The 16,096-nt window shown below is 73.4% G+C and carries 11 protein-coding genes and 1 pseudogene; 2 read left to right on the top strand and 10 right to left on the bottom strand.

Annotated features, from left to right (window positions below; genetic code table 11):
- Positions 1-19 precede the first annotated feature (19 nt).
- The 3 genes from ACIOFR_RS22550 to ACIOFR_RS22540 form a co-directional block, all read right to left on the bottom strand.
- Complete coding sequence (locus ACIOFR_RS22550; RefSeq protein WP_400999970.1) at positions 20-1,183, bottom strand: alkaline phosphatase family protein; 1,164 nt, start codon at positions 1,181-1,183, stop codon at positions 20-22.
- A 13-nt stretch (positions 1,184-1,196) separates the two neighbouring features.
- On the bottom strand, positions 1,197-1,787 hold the full coding sequence (locus ACIOFR_RS22545; RefSeq protein WP_400999968.1) for a DUF5998 family protein: 591 nt from the start codon (positions 1,785-1,787) through the stop codon (positions 1,197-1,199).
- Between the two features lie 96 nt (positions 1,788-1,883).
- Positions 1,884-4,670: a GNAT family N-acetyltransferase gene (locus ACIOFR_RS22540; RefSeq protein ID WP_400999966.1), complete on the bottom strand. Its 2,787-nt coding sequence runs from the start codon at positions 4,668-4,670 to the stop codon at positions 1,884-1,886.
- Between the two features lie 194 nt (positions 4,671-4,864).
- On the opposite strand from ACIOFR_RS22540, the gene ACIOFR_RS22535 reads away from it, so the two are divergent.
- Positions 4,865-5,143, top strand: a complete 279-nt coding sequence (locus tag ACIOFR_RS22535) for an HPr family phosphocarrier protein (RefSeq protein ID WP_400999964.1) — start codon at positions 4,865-4,867, stop codon at positions 5,141-5,143.
- Between the two features lie 109 nt (positions 5,144-5,252).
- Here ACIOFR_RS22535 and ACIOFR_RS22530 read toward each other — a convergent pair whose 3' ends face one another.
- From ACIOFR_RS22530 to ACIOFR_RS22500, 7 genes and pseudogenes are all read right to left on the bottom strand, one after another.
- On the bottom strand, positions 5,253-6,164 hold the full coding sequence (locus ACIOFR_RS22530; RefSeq protein WP_400999962.1) for a glutaminase: 912 nt from the start codon (positions 6,162-6,164) through the stop codon (positions 5,253-5,255).
- 90 nt (positions 6,165-6,254) lie between these two features.
- Positions 6,255-7,448: an RtcB family protein gene (locus ACIOFR_RS22525; RefSeq protein WP_400999960.1), complete on the bottom strand. Its 1,194-nt coding sequence runs from the start codon at positions 7,446-7,448 to the stop codon at positions 6,255-6,257.
- Positions 7,449-7,720: 272 nt separating this feature from the next.
- The gene (locus tag ACIOFR_RS22520) at positions 7,721-8,632 is read right to left on the bottom strand and encodes an NAD-dependent epimerase/dehydratase family protein (RefSeq protein ID WP_400999958.1); all 912 of its coding nucleotides are present in this window, start codon (positions 8,630-8,632) and stop codon (positions 7,721-7,723) included.
- On the bottom strand, positions 8,629-9,360 hold the full coding sequence (locus tag ACIOFR_RS22515; RefSeq protein ID WP_400999956.1) for a sugar phosphate nucleotidyltransferase: 732 nt from the start codon (positions 9,358-9,360) through the stop codon (positions 8,629-8,631). The genes ACIOFR_RS22520 and ACIOFR_RS22515 overlap by 4 nt, the downstream gene beginning before the upstream one ends.
- Before the next feature lie 59 nt (positions 9,361-9,419).
- Positions 9,420-10,411: pseudogene (locus tag ACIOFR_RS22510) on the bottom strand (SDR family NAD(P)-dependent oxidoreductase).
- A 129-nt stretch (positions 10,412-10,540) separates the two neighbouring features.
- A complete protein-coding gene (locus ACIOFR_RS22505) occupies positions 10,541-11,908 on the bottom strand; it encodes a M16 family metallopeptidase (protein ID WP_401000010.1) in 1,368 nt (455 codons plus the stop codon).
- A 20-nt stretch (positions 11,909-11,928) separates the two neighbouring features.
- Positions 11,929-13,278, bottom strand: coding sequence for a M16 family metallopeptidase (locus tag ACIOFR_RS22500; RefSeq protein WP_400999954.1), 1,350 nt, complete (start codon positions 13,276-13,278; stop codon positions 11,929-11,931).
- A gap of 311 nt (positions 13,279-13,589) precedes the next feature.
- Between ACIOFR_RS22500 and ACIOFR_RS22495 the strand changes: the two genes are divergently transcribed.
- Entirely contained in the window at positions 13,590-16,037 is a 2,448-nt protein-coding gene (locus tag ACIOFR_RS22495) for a DNA topoisomerase (ATP-hydrolyzing) subunit A (protein ID WP_400999952.1), read from the top strand.
- Positions 16,038-16,096 lie beyond the last annotated feature (59 nt).

Below are 16,096 nucleotides of genomic sequence, written 5' to 3'. Positions count from 1 at the left end.
TTTCAGTGAGATTGCCGGGTCAGGTGCGGACTTCGAGCAGCGGCACCAGCTGCTCGACCGGGGTCATCGAGCCGTGCAGGCCGATCATCGAGGACTCGCCGGGCTCCCTGCGGGAGGCGATCACCGCGATGTCGTCCCGGGCGGCGGCCACCACGTCACCGATCCGGTGGTACACCCGGTCGTCCACCACCGGGCCGAACCAGCCCTCGGCTATCGCCCGCTCCCGGTCGGCGACCCACATCCGGTCGCCGAGCACCTCGCTCCAGACGGTGAACACGTCGTTGGCCGCCCCGGGCACCGCGTACACGTGCCGGGCCCGGCCCTCGCCGCCCAGCAGGGCGACGCCGGCGCTCAGTTCCCAGTCCTCGTCGAAGTCGACCCGGTCCTCGGGAGCGATGTCGATCATGCCGTGGTCCGCGGTGACGTACAGCGCGGACCGCGGCGGAAGCTGTTCGGCCAGCCGGCGCGCCAGCCGGTCGACCGTGTTCAGCATCATCCGCCACTCGTCCGAGTCCACCCCGAAGCGGTGCCCGGCGCCGTCCAGTTCGCTCACGTAGGTGTAGACCAGTGCCCGGTCGTGGTCGGCCATCCAGCGGGCCGCCTCGTCCATCCGCTCCTCGCCGGTGGTCCGGCCGAGGAAGGAGCCGCCGGACAGCGCCACCCGGGTCAGCGGGGTCTGCGCGAACAGCGGCGAGGAGACCTGACTGGTCGCCACCCCGGCCCGGTGGACCTGCTCGAAGACGGTCGGGTAGGGCTGCCAGCTCACCGGATCCACCGGCGGCTGCCAGCGCAGCTGGTTCATCAGGTACCCGGTGCCCGGGACGGCCACCGTGTAGCCGGCCAGCCCGTGCAGCCCCGGCGGCGTGCCGGTGCCGACCGAGGCCAGCGAGGTCGCCGTGGTGGACGGGAAGCCCGCGGTGATCGGATTGGCGCCGGCCATCAGGGAGGTCAGGAAGGGGGCGTACTCCGGGTGGCGCCGGATCAGCTCCCAGCCCATCCCGTCGACCAGGAACACGCAGACCCGGTCGGCGGGCTCCAGCACCAGCCCGCTCCGGAAGCCGGGCAGGCCGAGGCCGACCGCCACGGCCGGCAGCAGGTCGGCCAGCGACCCGCTCCCGTAGGCCGGGACGGGTGCGTCGGAGGGGTCGAGGATCTCGAAGGCGTCGTAGTCGAGGTGCGGCATTCGCTGGCGGACCTCAGCCCCGGGTGCTGACGGTCGCCTCGGACAGCGCGCGCGCGAACACCAGAGCCTGGCCGACCGTCTCCGGGCCGTCCCCCGCCTCGCTGACCCGCAGCGACAGGTCGTCCGCGGTCGCGGAACCGGTGTAGCCGTGGTCCGCCTCACAGTTCGGGTCCGAACAGCCGGCCGGCTCCAGGTCGAGGCGCTGCACCGCCCCCCAGCCGATGGTCAGCACGACCTCGCGCGGCAGCGTGCCGGGCGTGTACGTCTCGGGGTTGGCGACCATGCGGCTGACCACCACCGAGTTGATCCGGTCCAGCCGGACCGTCTCGGTGGAGGTGGTCGCGTACGGCACCGGGTTGCCCGCGTCGCCGTTCTGCTCGTCGGTGTGGCTGACCACGAACCGGGACGAGGTCAGCACCAGCACGGTGACGTGCCGGCGCACCTCGTTGGCGTCGAAGGTGGTCTCCTGGTGCACCAGGTAGGAGGTGATCGGCTCGGGGCCCACCGCGGACTCGACCGCCTCGGACACCAGCGCCGGGTAGTAGCCGCTGCGCTCGATCGCGGACCGCAGGTCCTGCGTGGTGGTGGTACCGGTCTTGGCCATAACTCCATCCTGGCATGTCCCGCCTCCGAAGCGGGCGGCACTGCGCCGAGCTTCCGGGCCTTCCGCGCCCCGTCGAAGGGGCGCAACCACGAAAGGTTACAGGGTGCTCATGGCACGTGGCCCCAGATCGCTGCGGACCGGCAGGGGCGCGATCCGGACCTGCGCGCCCAGCACCGCCAGCCCGCGCGGGGCCACCACCACCGGTTCGAGGTCGACCGACGCCACCTCCGGCAGGTCGTCGACCAGCCGGGACACCCTCAGCAGCAACTCCTCCAGCGCCGCTGTGTCGACCGGTGCGGCACCCCGCCAGCCGAACAGCAGCGGCGCCGCCCGGACCTCCCGGATCAGTTCCGCCGCGTCGCGGTCGGTGGCCGGCACCAGCCGGTGGGCCAGATCACCCAGCAGCTCCGACGGCGCCCCGGCCAGCCCGAAGGAGAGGATCGCGCCGGCCGCCGGATCGACGCTCGCCCCGATCACCGTGTCCACCCCGCGCGGCGCCAGCCGCTGCACCACCAGCCGGGCCCGCTCCGCCCCGCCGAGCAGCGCGTCCAGCTCCCGGTGCGCCCGGCGCAGCTCGGCCTCGCCGGTCAGGTCCAGTCGGACGCTGCCCAGGTCGGGGCGGTGGCGCAGGTGGTCGGCGGTGGCCTTCAGCGCGACCGGGTAGCCGAGCTCGGCCGCGGCGCGCACCGCGCTCCGCTCGTCCGGTGCCGGGACGGTCGGGCTGACCTCGATGCCGTACGAGCCGAGCAGGCGCACCGCGTCCGCCTCGGGGAGGGTGACCCGGGCGCCGCCCGGCTGGGTGCGGGCGGCCACCGCGGCGGGGGTCTCCAGCGCGGCCTCCACCTGGGCGCGGGCGGCGGTCTCGTCGATCCGGTCCAGCTCGGGCACCCGGGCGGTCTGCTCCGCCTCCGCGGTGCGGCGGCGCCAGTCGGCGTACCGGACGGCGTCCGCGAGGGCGTGCACCGCCCGTTCGGGCGCCGGGTAGGCGGGGATCCGGCCGGGCCGCAGGCGCTCGGTGAGGCCGGTCAGCGCGAGGTGGGTGAGCAGCAGCGGCTTGCCGACCTCGCGGGCGAGCGCGGCGGCGTCCAGCAGGGCCGCGGCGATCTCCGGGTCGTCGGTGCTGAGCTCCTGGTCGGGGCCGGCGCCCTGCACTCCGATCGGGGGGATGGCGACGGCGATCACCGCGTCGGTGCCGGGGTCGCGCAGCGCGGTGTGCAGGGCGATCCGGAAGTTCTCGCCGGTGGCGGCGGTGGTGAGGTCGACCGGGGTGCGCGGGCGCAGCCCGGCGCTGAGGCAGGCGTCGTGGGTGAGCAGGCCGAGCGAGTCGGAGTTGCCGACCACCGCCACCCGGTCGCCGGCCGGCAGCGGCTGGCCGGCGAGCAGTTCGCCGGTGTCGAACAGCTCGGTGATGGTGTCCACCCGGACCACGCCGGCCTGCTGGAACAGGGCGTCCACGGTGGCGTCACGCAGTCGGCCGGCGGCGGGCTGGACGGCGTGGCCGGGCGGCAGGCTGCCGGTGTGGCGGGCGCCCTTGAGCACCACCACCGGTTTGGCGGCGGCCAGCCGGCGGGCGATCCGGGTGAACTTGCGCGGGTTGCCGAAGGACTCCAGGTACAGCAGCAGCACCTCGGTCGCCCCGTCCTCCTCCCAGTACTGCAGCCAGTCGTTGCCGGAGACGTCGGCCCGGTTGCCGACCGAGGCGAAGGAGGAGACGCCGAGCCCGCGGCGGTGCGCGGCCTCCAGCAGCGCCACCCCGATCGCCCCGGACTGGCAGAACAGGCCGAACGGTCCCCGTGCGGGGAGCACCGGTGCCAGCGAGGCGTTCAGCGGGTGCTCGGGGTCGGTGTTGATCAGGCCGAACGCGTTCGGGCCGACCACCCGCATCCCGGCGGCCCGGGCCTGCCGGACCAGGGCGCGCTGGCGGTCGCGGCCCTCCGGCCCGGTCTCGGCGTACCCGGCGGTGAGCACCACCAGTCCCTGCACCCCGTGCGCGCCGCATTCGGCGACGGCGGCGGGGACCCCGGGCTCGGGGACGACGATCACCGCGAGGTCGATCGGGCCGCTGATGTCGAGGACGGAACGGTGGGTGGCCACCCCGTCCAGCTCGGTGCCGGGCGGCGCGTTGCGGTTCACCGCGTAGACCGGGCCCCGGAAGCCGGCCAGGTCGCGCAGCATCGCCCGGCCCACCGCGTGCGGGTTGCGGGAGACGCCGACCACCGCGACCGAGCGCGGGGTGAGCAGCCGCTGCACCGAGCGGGCCTCGGCGCGGTGCTCGCGGGCCCGCATCACCGCGAGGGAGGCCGCGGTGGGCTGCAGGTCGAACTCCAGGTGCACGACGCCGTCGGCGATGCTGCGGCGCTGGGTGTAGCCGGCGTCGGTGAAGACCTTCACCATCTTGCGGTTCTCGGGGAGCACCTCCGCGGTGAAGCGGCGGATGCCGCGCTCCTGGGCGACCGCGGCGATGTGCTCCAGCAGCGCGGAGGCGACGCCCCGGCCCTGGTGCGCGTCCTGGACCAGGAAGGCCACCTCGGCGTCGGTGCCGGTGGTGGAGGGGCGGCCGTCGGCGTCGATCCGGTCGTAGCGGACGGTGGCGATGAAGCGGTCGCGCACCACCACGGCGAGGCCGACCCGGTTGATGTAGTCGTGGTGGGTGAAGCGCCGGACGTCCTTGTCGGAGAGCCGGGGGTAGGGCGCGAAGAAACGGAAGTACTTGGACTGGTCGGAGACCTGTTCGTAGAACTCCACCAGGCGCTCGGCGTCGGCCTCGGTGATGGGCCGGATCCGGGCCGTGCCGCCGTCGCGCAGCAGGACGTCGGCCTCCCAGTGCCGGGGGTAGCTGTGCTCGTCGCCCCGGTGCGGGGGGCGGGCCGCGGAGTCGTCCACGATCGTCAGGTTATCCGCCCGCGGGCCGGATGGCGCCGGTCCAGCGTGCGCGGCAGGGCGGGGCCGGTCCGGCCGGTCACGAATCGGCCGCCGACCGGTCGCGAGCGTGCACCGGGCGGGGCGGGGAGGCGGCCGCCGTGCAACACTGGTCTAGACAACATGGCTCCACCAGCACCACCTGAAAGGCACGTCACATGGCCGAGCGCCGCGTCACCATCGGATGGCCCGAGGGCCTGCACGCCCGTCCCGCCTCCGTCTTCGTCCGCGCCGTGACCTCCACCGGCCTGCCGATCACCATCGCGAAGGAGGGTGGCAACCCGGTCAACGCCGCCTCCATGCTGGGCCTGCTCGGCCTCGGCGCCGAGGGCGGCGACACCGTCGTCCTCGCCTCCGACGCCGACGGCGCCGACCAGGCCCTGGACCGCGTCGCCACGCTGGTCAGCGAAGGCCTCGACGAGCTGCCGGCCGCCTGACCCCGGCCACACGAAGGGGTGCCCCGCAGACCGCGGGGCACCCCTCACCGCACCGGCGTCCCCTCACCGCTCCACTGCACGGCACCCGGACGGCGGCCGGAGCCCGGCGTCAGAACACCGACCAGCCGGTGGCCGTGGTCAGCGCGTCCAGCGCCGCCACCCCGAGCACCGAGTTCCCCGCCGCGTCCAGCCCCGGGCTCCACACGCACACCGAACCGCGCCCCGGCAGCACCGCGAGCACACCGCCGCCCACCCCGCTCTTGCCCGGCAGCCCCACCCGGAACGCGAACTCCCCCGCCGCGTCGTACGTCCCGCAGGTCAGCAGCACCGCGTTCACCCGCTTCGCCTCGCTGCGGGTCAGCAGCCGCGAACCATCCGTCCTCGTCCCGTGCCGCGCCAGGAACAGCCCCGCCAACGCCAGGTCCCGGCAGCTCGCCGCGATCGCGCAGTGCGCGTAGTAGTGCACCAGCACGCTGTCGACCGGGTTGCGCAGGTTCCCGTAGCTCGCGATGAAGTGCGCCAGCGCCGCGTTGCGGTGGCCGTTGCGCGCCTCCGAGGCCGCCACCGCGTCGTCGGTGTCCACCAGCGCGTTGCCCGACTCCGCCCGCAGGAAGTCGCGCACCGCCCCCGCCGCGTCCCCCGTCAGCTCCAGCAGCCGGTCCGTCACCACCAGCGCACCCGCGTTGATGAACGGGTTGCGCGGCACCCCGTGCTCGGTCTCCAGCTGCACCAGCGAGTTGAACGGGTTCCCGGACGGCTCCCGCCCCACCCCGCGCCAGAGCGCCTCGTCGCCCTCCGCGATGGCCAGTGCCAGCGTGAACAGCTTCGAGACGCTCTGGATCGAGAACGGCTGCTCCCAGTCCCCCGCGCCGTACACCTCGCCGTCCACCGTCGCGATCGCCATCCCGAACGCCCCCGGATCGGCCTCGGCCAGCGCCGGAATGTAGTCCGCGACCCGGCCCCGCGCCTCCCCGCGCAGCGCCTGGTCCATCACCTCGTGCAGCAGTCCCTGGTAGTCCACCGGGCCATTGTGGCCGGTGGGCCGGTGGGGCCCGGCGGCGGGCCGCGGGCGGCGGGCCGGCACGGGGAGCCGGCTGCTCAGGCCCGCACGTCAGCCCTTCACACAGACGACCTGCTTGAGCTGCGCGACGACCTCGACGAGGTCCTTCTGCTGGGCGATGACCCGCTCGATCGGCTTGTACGCACCCGGGATCTCGTCGACCACACCGGAGTCCTTGCGGCACTCCACGCCCTTGGTCTGCTCGGCCAGGTCGTGCGCGGTGAACCGCTTCTTCGCCGCCGTCCGGCTCATCTTCCGGCCCGCACCGTGCGACGCCGAGTTGAACGACGCCTCGTTGCCGAGCCCACGGACGATGTACGACCCCGTGCCCATCGAGCCGGGAATGATCCCGTAGTCGCCCGAACCGGCCCGGATTGCACCCTTGCGGGTCACCAACAGGTCGACACCGTCGTACCGCTCCTCCGCCACGTAGTTGTGGTGGCAGCTGATCATCTCGTCGAAGGCCACCTTCGCCCTCGGGAACTCACGCCGCACGACGTCCTGGAACAGCGCCATCATCATGGCCCGGTTGTTCTTGGCGTACTCCTGCGCCCAGAACAGGTCCTGCCGGTAGGCGGCCATCTGCGGGGTGTCCGCGATGAAGACGGCGAGGTCCCGGTCGATCAGGCCCTGGTTGTGCGGCAGCGAACGGGCCACCGTCATGTGGTGCTCCGCCAGCTCCTTGCCGATGTTGCGCGAACCCGAGTGCAGCATCAGCCAGACCGCGTCGGACGTGTCGACGCAGACCTCGACGAAGTGGTTGCCGCCACCGAGGCTCCCCATCTGCTGGGCCGCCCGCTCGCGCTTCCACTTCACCTCGGGCGCGATCGCGTCGAAGCGGCCCCAGAAATCGTCCCAGCCCGCCGTCGCGAAACCGTGCAGCTTGCCCGGGTCGACCGGGTCGGTGTGCAGCCCGCGGCCGACCGGGATGGCCGCCTCGATCTTGGACCGCAGCCGGGACAGGTCGTCCGGCAGGTCCTTCGCCGTCAGCGAGGTCCTGACCGCGGTCATCCCGCAGCCGATGTCGACGCCGACCGCCGCCGGGCAGACCGCGCCCTTCATGGCGATCACGGAACCGACCGTCGCCCCCTTGCCCAGGTGCACGTCGGGCATCACGGCGAGGCCGTGCAGCCAGGGCAGCGTGCTGATGTTGCGCAGCTGGTCCATCGCCTGGCTCTCGACGGTGGCCGGGTCGGTCCACATCCGGATCGGGACGCGGACGCCGGGAACCTCGGTGTACGACATGGCGGTACGACCTCCCAGGGTCGGTTGGTTTCAAGCGTAGAAGAGTTGCCGCGCGAGATGTCCCGGCGCGGCTCGGGGAAGTACTTCGGCTGTCGCGCTCAGGCCGACAGCGGCCGGCCGGACGGCCTCCGGAGGGACGGTCGTGGGGAGCGTCGACAAGGTTGCTCGACCCGCATGGTGACCGCCTCCTTCCGTGATCCGTCGCAGCGGTTGCGGGAGTCATCTACCCACACTCCGGGCGGCGGGCGCAACGCAATTGGGCCCGCCGCCCCTCACTCCCGCGGGCCTGCGGCGACGGAGCTCCAGAGGTCGGCGAGGCTCTGCGCCAGCGGGATCTCCGGCCGCCACCCGAGGGCCCGACCGGCCCGGGAGACATCGGCCTGCTGCCAGGAGAGAGCGGCCGAGCGGATCGAGCCCGGCCCGGTCTCGGAGATCGTGCCGGTGAAGCCGCTCGCCTGGACGAGTCCCTCGGCGATCGCCCGTACCGGCCTCGCCCGCCCGCTGCCGATGTTGATGATCCGAGGGAGGCCGGCCGGAGCCGCGGCCGCGGTGACGACCGCCCGCGCCACGTCGCGTACGTCGACGAAGTCCCGGTGGCCCGCCATGGGCCCGACCCGGACGACGCCGCCGTCCCCGGCCGTCCCGGACCGCAACGCACCGCGGAGCTCCGCAGCCAGGCGCCCCGGCAGAGAACCGGCGGCGGCCCCGGGCCCCACCGCGTTGAACACCCTCAGGACCACGGCGTCGAGGTCGGCCGCGGCCACCGCGAGGCTCCCCGCAAGCTTGCTCACGCCGTACGCCCCCAGCGGGCGCGGGGCCGCCGCCTCGGTCAGCGAGCCGCCGGCAGTACCCGGCCCGTACTCCGCCGACGAGCCGAGGTGCACCAGCCGGGCCCGGTGGCGGGTACGGCGCAGACCCGCGCAGAGCACCGCGGCGCCGTGTGCGTCGACCGCGACCAGGGCGGCGTCCTCGCCCGAGACGGCGCCCGCGCAGTTGATCACCACGTCGGGCCGGAGCTCGTCGGCCGCCGCCCGGAGGTCCGCGGCTCCCACCGTCGCCAGGTCGAGGGGGACGTCGGTGCCGGTGCGACCGGCAGTGAGCAGCCGGGCGGCCGGCAACGCGCCCAAGGCGGTGGCGACATGGCCGCCCAGCCAGCCGGTCGCGCCGATCAGCAGCACTCTCATCCGCCGCTCCCCGGTGGCGGCGGGGGGATCAGCCGATGCCGCATCAGCTCGAACTCGGCGTTGGCCCGGTCGTAGTCGTCGGGTCGGCCGATGTCCAGCCAGTAGCCGTCGAACTCGAAGACGGCGGGCAGCGTGCCGGCGGCGAGCAGGTCCAGGGAGAGCCGGTCGAAGCCGAGGGGGCTTCCGGGCGGGTAGTCGTCGAGGGTGGTTCGTGACATTCCATAGACGCCCATCGACGCCTGGTAGCTGAGACTGGGCTTCTCGGTGAACCCGACCATCCTCCCCCCGTCGGTGGCGAGCACCCCGAAGTCGAGCTCGACGCGGTGGCGGCGCGCCGCCACCGTCAGGGCGGCGCCCTCGGTGCGGTGGTGCCGCAGGACGGCGCCGAAGTCGAGGTCGGTGAGGATGTCGCAGTTCAGCACGAGGAAGTGCTCGGGCAGCCGGTCGAGCATGGCCACGACGGGGCCCATCGTGCCCAACGGGACCTCCTCGGCCTCGTAGGAGACGGCCAGCCCCCACCGCGACCCGTCCCCGACGCAGGCGCGGACGATGTGGCCGAGGTGCCCGGTGGCGAGGCTCACCGTCCGGAAACCCGCGGCGGCGAGCTGGTGCAGGACCACCTCGACCATGGCGTGGCGGCCACCGATGGGGACCAGTGGTTTGGGCAGGGCCGCGGTGTACGGGCGCAGCCTGGTGCCCTTGCCGCCGGCCAGGACCACTGCGTGCATCTTCCCCCCGGGTCGGGTTCGGCTCCGGTGTCCGCTTCTCGCGTTCGGGACTGCGGCCGTCAGATGCCGTAGGTCCCGGCCTTGCCGCGCTCCAGGTGGCCTGGGTGCCGGAAGAACTCGATGGTCTCCGTCAGGCCCCGGCGGAGATCGTAGGCCGGGGTCCAGCCGGTGGCGGCGCTCAGGCGGCTCGCATCGGCGACCAGTCGCCGGACGTCGGAGTCGACCGGGCGCATCCGGGCCTCGTCCGTCCGGACGGTGATGTCCGCGGCCATCAGGTCGGCGATCTGCCCGACCAGGTCGCCGATCGACACCTCCCGGCCGGTACCGGCGTTGAACGTCCGGCCGAGTACGGCGGCGGCGGGGGCGGTGCCCACCGCGAGGAAGGCCCGGACGGTGTCCGCGACGAAGGTGAAGTCGCGGGTGGGGCGCAGATCGCCGAGTGCGAGGTCGGTCCGGCCGGCCGCGATCTGGGTGATCACGGTGGGGATCACGGCGCGCATCGACTGCCGCGGGCCGTAGCAGTTGAACGGCCGGAGCGTCACCGCGGGCGTCCGGAAGCTGGCGTGGTAGCTGTCGACGAGCCGGTCCGCCCCGGCCTTCGAAGCGGCGTACGGGGACTGGGTGTTGACGGGGTGGTCCTCGGTGACGGGCACCCGCTGCGCCGAGCCGTAGGTCTCACTGGTGGAGGTGTGGACCAGCCTGGGCGTCTCCAGGTGCCGGACGGCCTCCAGGACGTTGAGCGTGCCGAGGGTGTTGGTCTCGACGTACGAGCGCGGGGCACGGTACGAGTAGGGGACCCGATCAGGGCGGCCAGGTGGTAGACGGTGTCGACGCCCCCGACGAACGCGTTGACCGAGCCCTGGTCGCGGACGTCCCCGAGGACGACCTCCACCTCCGACAGGACGTCGGGCCGCAGGCTCTCCAGCCAGCCGTACGAGGAGAACGGGTTGTAGTGCACCATCGCCCGCACGCGGTGGCCGTCGGCCACCAGTGCCTCGACGAGTTGCGAGCCTATGAATCCCTCGGCGCCGGTCACGGCAGCGGTCGGCACGACATCCCCCGTCTCGTTCGGTCGGTGGCGGACCACCCGGAGTTCACGGTCCCCCGGAGTCCGGTGGGACAGCGGATGTGCGGGGCCCCGGCCGAGACGTCGCCCGGCCGGGGCCCGTGGGGTCGACGGTCAGTTGGCGATCACGGTGACGTCGCCGATGCCGAGTTCCTTGACCGGTTCGGCGATCACCGAGGCGTCGCCGACCAGGACGGTGACCAGGCGGTCCGGGGGGTAGGCGGCGACGACGGCCGCGGTGGCGGCGTCGGTGCCGAGTTCGGCGAGCTCGCGGTAGACCTCGGCCTGGAAGCCGTCGGGCAGGTACTGCTCGACCTGGTCGGCGAGGGTGGCGGCGACCGAGCCGGCCGTCTCGAACTTGAGCGGTGCGACGCCGACCAGGAACTGGACGGCGTCCTCCCGCTCGGCGTCGGTGAGGCCCTCGGCGGCGAGGGTCCGCAGGATGGTCCAGGTGTCGGCGAGGGCGGGGGCGGTGGAGGCGGTGTCGACCGAGCCGCTGATGGCGAGCAGGGCGCGGCCGGAGCCGTCGGCCGCGGAGCGCAGCGGCTGGGCGAAGGAGCGGACGCCGTAGGTGTAGCCCTTCTCCTCGCGCAGGACGCGGTCGAGGCGGGAGGTGAGGGTGCCGCCGAGGCAGTAGGTGCCGAGGATCTGGGCCGCCCAGGTCGGGTCGTGGCGGTCGGGGCCGATCCGGCCGATCAGGAGCTGGGTCTGGACGGAGCCGGGGCGGTCGACGATGACGACGCGGCCGGTGTCGTCGGCGGTGACGGGGGCGTGCACGCTGGGTGCGTCCGTGCTGCCGGTCCAGCGGCCGAGGGTGGTCTCCAGCAGCGGGACGAGGTCGATGCCGGTGAGGTCGCCGACGACCACGGCGCTGGCGGTGGCCGGTCGGACGTGGGCGTCGTAGAAGGCCCGGACGGCGGCGCGGTCGATGGTCCTGACGGTGTCGGCGGTGCCGCTGCGGGGGCGGGAGAGCCGGTCGGCGCCGTCGAAGAGGGTGGCGTAGAGGGCCTTGGCGGAGCGTCGCGCCGGGTTGGCCTGCTCGTGGACGATCTCGTCGAGCCGGTTGGCGACCAGGCGCTCGATCTCGTCGGCGGGCAGGGCGGGGGCGCGCAGGGCGTCGCCGAGCAGGGTGAGTCCGCGCTCCAGCCGGGAGGCGGGGACTTCGAGGGAGACCCGGATGGCGGGGTGGTCGGCGTGGGCGTCGAGGGTGGCGCCGGCGCGTTCCAGTTCGCCGGCGTACTCCTCGGCGGTGAGGGTGTCGGTGCCCTCGCTGAGGGCGCGGGCGAGGATGTTGGCGACGCCGTCCAGGCCCTCGGGTTCGGCGGCGAGCGGGGCGTCGATGACGATGTCGACGGCGACCAGCTGCTGGCCCGGGCGGTGGCAGTGCAGCACCGTGAGGCCGTTGGCGAGGGTGGCGCGCTCGGGTGCCGGGAAGGCCCACGGGGTGGGGGTGCCGGGCTGGGGCCGGGGGTGGAAGGTCATCGCGGGGGTGGGGTCGGTGCTCATGCCGCCGTCTCCTCGGTGGTCGTGTCGGCGGTGGTGTCGTCGTCGGTGCCGTCGTCGGTGGTGGGTTCGTAGACGAGGACGGCCCGGTTCTCGGGGTGGAGCCGGGCGGCGGCGACGGCCCTGACCTCCTCGGCGGTGACGTCGAGGACCTTGGTGAGGGCGTTGTTGAGCAGCTTGGGGTCGCCGAACAGGACCGCGAAGCGGCAGAGTTCGTCGGCGCGACCGGCGACGGTGGTGAGCCGGTCGAGCCACTCGCGTTCGATCTGGGCCTGGGCGCGTTCGAGTTCCTCGGCGGTCGGGCCCTCGGCGGCGAAGCGGGCGAGCTCCTCGTCCGCGGCGGCCTGGATCTGCTCGATGGTGGCGTCGCCGGAGGTCTTCACGTCGAGCCAGCCGAGCGAGGGCGCGCCGGCGAGGCGGAGCAGGCCGAAGCTGGCGGCGACGGCGGTGCGGTCGTGCCGGACCAGCCGGTTGTAGAGGCGGCTGGACTCGCCGGAGCCGAGGATGGTGAGGGCCAGGTCGGCCGCGTCGGCCTCGCGGGTGCCGTCGTGCGGGAGCCGGTAGGAGGCCATCAGCGCGCGCGAGGGGACGTCCTCGTGGATGACCTCGCGGACCTCGCGGCCGAGGGTGTCGGGGAGGCTGCCGTCGCGCGGGGGCTGCTTGCCGTCGTGGGCGGGGATGCTGCCGAAGTACTTCTCGACCCAGGCGACGGTCTGCTCGGGGTCGAGGTCGCCGACGATGGAGAGCACGGCGTTGTTGGGCGCGTAGTACGTGCGGAAGAACGCGCGGGCGTCCTCCAGGGTGGCCGCGTCCAGGTCGGCCATGGAGCCGATCGGGGTGTGGTGGTAGGGGTGGCCGTCCGGGAAGGAGAGCGCGGTGAGCTTCTCGAACGCGGTGCCGTAGGGCACGTTGTCGTAGCGCTGGCGGCGTTCGTTCTTGACGACGTCGCGCTGGTTCTCCATCGAGGTCTCGTCGAGCGCGGTGAGCAGCGAGCCCATGCGGTCGGCCTCCAGCCAGAGCGCGAGCTCCAACTGGTGGGCTGGCATGGTCTCGAAGTAGTTGGTGCGCTCGAAGCTGGTGGTGCCGTTGAGCGAACCGCCGGCGCCCTGGACCAGCTCGAAGTGGCCGTTGTTGCTGACGTTGGCGGAGCCCTGGAACATCAGGTGCTCGAACAGGTGGGCCAGGCCGGTGCGGCCCTTGACCTCGTGTCGGGAGCCGACGTCGTACCAGAGGCAGACGGCGGTGACCGGGGTGAGGTGGTCCTCGGACAGCACCACCCGCAGGCCGTTGGCCAGGCGGTGCTCGGTGATGGCGAGGCCTCGGGTGGAGGCGGGAGCCGGGTTGGCCATGCGGGTTTCCGGTCCTTTCGGGGAAGCGGCCTGTCCCGCGCGGGGGCGGAGGGCCTGCCGTCTTCGGCTTGGTCAGGGGCGGATGGCGTTCCCCCATTGTGGTGTAACGCGCAACGGTGCGTGATGTGTCCGCGCGCGGGGCGCGTTCGCCACGGGCGGAAGCCGGGACGGCGGGTGGCCTGCGGCAGTGGCTGTCGGCGGGAGGGTCCACAATGGGGGGCGCCGTGCCTCCGTACGGTTCGACTCAGTTATCACAGACTCGGTCCGACAAGATCTGACGCAGCCGACAGACGCAAGGGAGCCCCGCCGCGATGGCCCGCCGCAGTTCGCCCACCCCGCCGCCCGGAGACTTCGAGGAGCGGATCCTCGATGTCGACGTCGTGGACGAGATGCAGGGCTCGTTCCTTGAGTACGCCTACTCGGTCATCTACTCCCGCGCCCTGCCGGACGCGCGGGACGGCCTGAAGCCGGTCCACCGCCGGATCCTCTACCAGGCCAACGAGATGGGCCTGCGCCCCGAGCGCGGGCACGTGAAGTGCGCGCGCCTGGTCGGCGAGGTGATGGGCCGCCTGCACCCGCACGGCGACGCGTCCATCTACGACTCCGTGGTGCGGATGGCGCAGCCGTTCTCGATGCGGCTGCCGCTGATCGACGGCCACGGGAACTTCGGTTCGCTGGGCAACGACGACCCGCCGGCCGCGATGCGGTACACGGAGTCCCGGCTGACGGCCGCCGCGATGGCGATGGTCGAGTCGATCCACGAGGACACCGTCGACTTCGCCCCGAACTACGACGGCAGCGAGCAGGAGCCGTCGGTGCTGCCGTCGGCGTTCCCGAACCTCCTGGTCAACGGCACGTCCGGGATCGCGGTCGGCATGGCGACCAACATGCCGCCGCACAACCTGGCGGAGGTGGTCGCGGCCGCACGGCACCTGATCAAGCACCCGGGCGCGGACCTGGAGACGCTGATGCGTTTCATCCCCGGTCCCGACCTGCCCACCGGCGGCCGGATCGTCGGGCTGTCCGGCATCCGTGACGCGTACGAGTCGGGGCGCGGCACGTTCAAGATCCGGGCGACGGCGTCGGTGGAGGCGGTGACGGCCCGCCGCAAGGGCATCGTGGTCACCGAACTGCCGTACAGCGTCGGTCCGGAGAAGGTGATCGCGAAGATCAAGGACCTGGTCGGCTCGAAGAAGCTCCAGGGCATCGCGGACGTCAAGGACCTGACCGACCGTGAGCACGGCCTGCGACTGGTGATCGAGGTCAAGAACGGCTTCGTGCCGGAGGCGCTGCTGGAGCAGCTGTACAAGCTGACGCCGATGGAGGAGACCTTCGGCATCAACAACGTGGCGCTGGTGGACGGCCAGCCGCTGACGCTGGGCCTGAAGGAGCTGCTGGAGGTCTACGTCGACCACCGCTTCGAGGTGGTGCGCCGGCGCAGCGAGTTCCGGCGGCGCAAGCGGCAGGACCGGCTGCACCTGGTCGAGGGCCTGCTGATCGCGCTGGTCGACATCGACGAGGTCATCGCGATCATCCGTTCCAGCGACGACGCGTCACAGGCGAAGGACCGCCTGATGGAGCGGTTCGGGCTGTCGGAGACGCAGACGGCGTACATCCTGGACACCCCGCTGCGCCGGCTGACCAGGTTCGACCGGGTGGAGCTGGAGAGCGAGCAGGCCAAGCTCACCAAGGAGATCCAGGAGCTCACCGAGATCCTGGAGTCGGACACCAAGCTGCGCAACGTGGTGTCGGGCGAGCTGGCCGCGGTGTCGAAGCAGTTCGGCACCGAGCGGCGGACGGTGCTGCTGGAGGCGGGCGCGGTGCCGAGCGCGGCGCTGGCGGTGTCGCTGGAGGTGGCGGACGACCCGTGCCGGGTGCTGCTGTCCTCGACCGGCCTGCTGGCCCGCACGGCGGACGGCGAGCCGCTGGAGTCCGGCGGTTCGCGGGCCAAGCACGACGCGGTCGCCTCGGCGGTGCCGGCCACCGCGCGGGCGGACGTGGGTGTGGTGACCACGGCGGGCCGGGTGCTGCGGCTCCCGGTGATCGACCTGCCGGCGCTGCCGCCGGGCACCTCGGCGCTGGCGGGCGGGGCCGCGGTGAGCGAGTTCCTGCGGCTGGAGGCCGGGGAACGGGCGCTGGCGCTGACCACCCTGGACGAGTCCTCGCCCGGTCTGGCCCTGGGCACGGCACAGGGCGTGGTGAAGCGCGTGGTGCCGGAGTGGCCGGCCAACAAGGACGAGTTCGAGGTGATCGCCCTCAAGGAGGGTGACACGGTGGTCGGCGCGGTCGAGCTGCGGACGGGCGAGGAGGACCTGGTCTTCATCGCCTCCGACGCCCAGCTGCTGCGCTACCCGGCGGGCCAGGTCCGGCCCCAGGGGCGGCCGGCGGGCGGCATGGCGGGCATCAAGCTGTCGGACGGCGCCCGGGTGCTGTCGTTCACGGCGGTGGACCCGGCGGCGGACGCGGTGGTGGTCTCGGTCGCGACGGCCTCGGGCACGCTGGACGGCGGCGAGCAGACCAGCTGGAAGGTCACGCCGTTCGAGCAGTACCCGCGCAAGGGCCGGGCCACCGGTGGTGTCCGGTGCCAGCGCTTCCTGCGCGGCGAGGACGCCCTGGTGTTCGCCTGGGCGGGCGCCGAGCCGGCCCACGCGGCGGCGGCCAACGGCTCGCCGGTGCAGCTGCCGGAGCGCGACCCGCGCCGGGACGGCTCGGGCTCGCCGGTGACGGCGAAGATCGCGGCCATCGGCGGCCGGCTGTAGCGGTCCACCACCACGACGGGGGTGCCTTCGGGCGCCCCCGTCGTGGTGTCCGGCGGAGC

It is taken from the genome of Kitasatospora sp. NPDC088346 (genome assembly GCF_044740765.1).
GTDB lineage: Bacteria > Actinomycetota > Actinomycetes > Streptomycetales > Streptomycetaceae > Kitasatospora.
This window is presented reverse-complemented; position numbering and strand designations above follow the sequence as displayed.

Excerpts from the sequence above, each read along its gene's own strand:
- ACIOFR_RS22495 (WP_400999952.1), top strand. The coding sequence starts at position 13,590 with ATGGCCCGCCGCAGTTCGCCCACCCCGCCGCCCGGAGACTTCGAGGAG.
- ACIOFR_RS22535 (WP_400999964.1), top strand. The coding sequence starts at position 4,865 with ATGGCCGAGCGCCGCGTCACCATCGGATGGCCCGAGGGCCTGCACGCC.
- ACIOFR_RS22520 (WP_400999958.1), bottom strand. The coding sequence starts at position 8,632 with ATGAGAGTGCTGCTGATCGGCGCGACCGGCTGGCTGGGCGGCCATGTC.
- ACIOFR_RS22545 (WP_400999968.1), bottom strand. The coding sequence starts at position 1,787 with ATGGCCAAGACCGGTACCACCACCACGCAGGACCTGCGGTCCGCGATC.
- ACIOFR_RS22515 (WP_400999956.1), bottom strand. The coding sequence starts at position 9,360 with ATGCACGCAGTGGTCCTGGCCGGCGGCAAGGGCACCAGGCTGCGCCCG.
- ACIOFR_RS22505 (WP_401000010.1), bottom strand. The coding sequence starts at position 11,908 with ATGACCTTCCACCCCCGGCCCCAGCCCGGCACCCCCACCCCGTGGGCC.
- ACIOFR_RS22525 (WP_400999960.1), bottom strand. The coding sequence starts at position 7,448 with ATGTCGTACACCGAGGTTCCCGGCGTCCGCGTCCCGATCCGGATGTGG.
- ACIOFR_RS22550 (WP_400999970.1), bottom strand. The coding sequence starts at position 1,183 with ATGCCGCACCTCGACTACGACGCCTTCGAGATCCTCGACCCCTCCGAC.
- ACIOFR_RS22500 (WP_400999954.1), bottom strand. The coding sequence starts at position 13,278 with ATGGCCAACCCGGCTCCCGCCTCCACCCGAGGCCTCGCCATCACCGAG.